This is a genomic window from Dapis purpurea BLCC-M126 (assembly GCF_050015975.1).
In the GTDB taxonomy this organism is placed as follows: Bacteria; Cyanobacteriota; Cyanobacteriia; order Cyanobacteriales; family Microcoleaceae; genus Trichodesmium.
The window spans coordinates 1-2,772 of sequence record NZ_JBNHER010000328.1 but is presented as its reverse complement, the minus strand read 5'-3'; the positions used below and the strand labels follow the sequence as shown (position 1 = coordinate 2,772).

3 protein-coding genes are annotated in these 2,772 nt (G+C 35.8%); 1 reads left to right on the top strand and 2 read right to left on the bottom strand.

Annotated features, from left to right (window positions below; translation table 11 throughout):
• Positions 1-518 precede the first annotated feature (518 nt).
• Complete coding sequence (locus ACP6PL_RS30190) at positions 519-941, bottom strand: DUF4359 domain-containing protein (protein ID WP_426549065.1); 423 nt, start codon at positions 939-941, stop codon at positions 519-521.
• 231 nt (positions 942-1,172) lie between these two features.
• Complete coding sequence (locus tag ACP6PL_RS30185) at positions 1,173-2,132, bottom strand: M48 family metallopeptidase (protein ID WP_426549064.1); 960 nt, start codon at positions 2,130-2,132, stop codon at positions 1,173-1,175.
• A gap of 119 nt (positions 2,133-2,251) precedes the next feature.
• Here ACP6PL_RS30185 and ACP6PL_RS30180 point away from each other — a divergent pair, with 119 nt between their 5' ends.
• Positions 2,252-2,629 carry a hypothetical protein gene (locus tag ACP6PL_RS30180; RefSeq protein ID WP_426549063.1) on the top strand — a complete coding sequence of 126 codons (378 nt, stop codon included), beginning with the start codon at positions 2,252-2,254 and terminating at the stop codon, positions 2,627-2,629.
• The last annotated feature ends 143 nt before the right edge of the window (positions 2,630-2,772 follow it).

Below are 2,772 nucleotides of genomic sequence, written 5' to 3'. Positions count from 1 at the left end.
GACCAAGAGAGCGGTCGTTTGCGGAGCATTCCGAAGGATGGGATGGCGAGGTTTCCCGCTCTTGCAGAGCCGCTAACGCTTTTCATGTCGCGCAGCGAAACGCCATATCCAATCGACCAAGAGAAAAGAAATAATATTTCCTTATATTCAATTCCCGAACGGTTTTAACCAGAGGTAATTATCAATTATCCATTATCAATTAATGAATGGGTTCCCTTGGAAAGCTACAGTAGTTTCACCACGCAATCCCTAGGATGACAAGAACCCCAGCTATGAACGCCAAGAGAGTTTCCCTTTTGTCTAATAGCTAATTGAGTGATTCCCCGTGTATTGCGATCGACATTTTGCCAGTTTCCGACAAATTTATTCAGCCTGGCATGAGTATTGACAAAATTGGGAGTAGCGTCCCGTGGATAGCTTATAGTTAGTTCGCCATTTGGTATATATCTGCGAAAAAGAATGTAGGGATGTTCAATAACACATCCCTACAAAATTTGCTGAATTAGCATTAATTTTAATTAGCTTTTATCAATTTTCTGTGGTGGAAATGTAAGAAAATTCCCTACTGCACCAATAGTCTGATATCTATTACCACGAAATTCAGTAGTATAAAAACTGAATAAGATTAAATTTTGACGCTGAGTAGCATTATCCATTAATTCTTTAATCGTAGTTCTTTGACTCTTAATTAGCTTTTCACAACTCTTAACTAAATCACCTGTAAAATCACTCAAAAAATCTGGTACTTTAGATTCTTTACAAACAGATTCTCTAATCTCAGTTGCTAGTTTATTAGAAGCATAATTAACATACTCATCTCTAGGAGGATTAGTAAATCCCATTACTGTAGCTCCTACTGTCAGAGCAATAACTCCTGCTTTGCTCAGACCCCAAGATAGAAGTGGTTTGTTGTAGCCGTTGCTTTTTTTATCTTGTAACATAGTTAGAAATTCCCGCTCATTTTGTATAGTTTGAATAAAGAAAATAATAGGTAAGTTTTATTTACTTACGAAGGAATATATTAATACATTTCTACAGTCGTTATATTTTTAACTACATCTCAGTGCAAGCTACTTTCCGGAAAAAATCTAGGAGTTGGGTAATATAAGCTGAGGTACTTTTCCTAATGCTCCCACATCTATACAAAACAAAAAAACTAGGTCTAGAAAAGCTTATTTTGATTTGATCCGATTAATTTCCTGTTTTAGCTCCTGAATTTCACGGCGCAAAGCTTCTGCTTCATTCTCTGAAGAGTCTACTTCCACCTCTACAGCACCCTCCGTAGTAGCACGTTTATAGTTACCAGCATAAATTTGACGATATTCCGCAGAATTTGCCCAATTTTGCAAATAGCGCAGTCGCTCTACTGGGAAAGGATGACTCAACATTACACCCTGACCACCATTGTAAAGCAAAAACTTATACACTTGATTCAGACCATCTTGGTCTAGGTCTTGATAATTATCGGACTGATGAAGAAATTCTTGTAAACTACACTCGTTGGCATACTTGCTACTCATTCCAGCCAACTTCATCATGGTTTGCATGACTAAATTTAGGTCATCCATGACTAAAAGAGCTGCCCGATCTGCTGATAATTCAGCTTTGCGTCGCCACTCGTAGAAAGCATAAATTAATCCACTGCTGACCAAATTACCTAAACCAAATGTTACTTCTCCAATTGCTGAAGCAACACCCATTGCCCAAATTGCCATCTGATTTAAGATTGGATGGCCACACTTAATATGTCCTAATTCGTGAGCTAGTACGGTTTTTAATTCTGCTTCATTTAATAAGTCTAAAAGACCAGTATTTAAAACAATTACAGGTTGCTCTTTTCCCAGGGAATAACTATTTACTTGAGGATTTTGAGAAACGAATAAGGTAGGTTCAGGCAGTATATCTAAGTCTCTGACACATCCTCTAAATATCTGATAAATACTGGCATATTGACGAGGTCCAACTTGAATTCCATTTCCCATTAAATAAACATATTGTGGGCGTTCATAAACAAATTCTACGAATTTACTAGCAACTAAGTCAAATCCTGGCACACTGCGTAAAGCATCTTCAGCTTGACGATCTAGAGGATGACGAAAAGCTTCACTAGAAATTCCGGTATAGGTAGGCATGATTAAAATTTGATAATTTAGTAACAATAAGCCAGTTTGGATTCTGGCATTTAAAGGTTTATATTTATTATGTTGACAGATAAGACAAAGCAATTGCAATTTGAGGTTCAGACTTGAATATGGATTACCTAAAAAATCACGATTCTTTGGATCGTTCTTTAGAAAAAGCTTTGACAAATCAACTTATAGATAGATATTTTGACCATACAGAAAGTTGGCTGAGGGCTATTCTACGCAAGTGTATTTTTTCTCTTACTTATTTAGATGGAGAAACTGTTTTTGTGATTGAATGTCCAAATCTAGCTGTTGCTAAACGATTAAGTCGTAAGACTTATCCTTTTTTATGTTTTGCAGATCATTTTTCTCACTTTAATAGTGACAGGGTTTTGGTATGTTATTTGGATCAAGATGAGAATTGGCAGTGTTATGATTCTGCTCAAAGGTTGTGGATGTCTTTGCCTAATTTTGTTTCTTCTTCTGCTCAAACTGATATTTAATTTTGAAAGCTGATAAATTTTATCTGGGTATGGATGCTAGGTAATAAAAATGAAAATTTGTCTATATAACTTGTGAAATACAAATTTGTTTACCGAATTATTAATTATTAATTGTTAATTAAATAATTGTGGTTTAAAGCCTC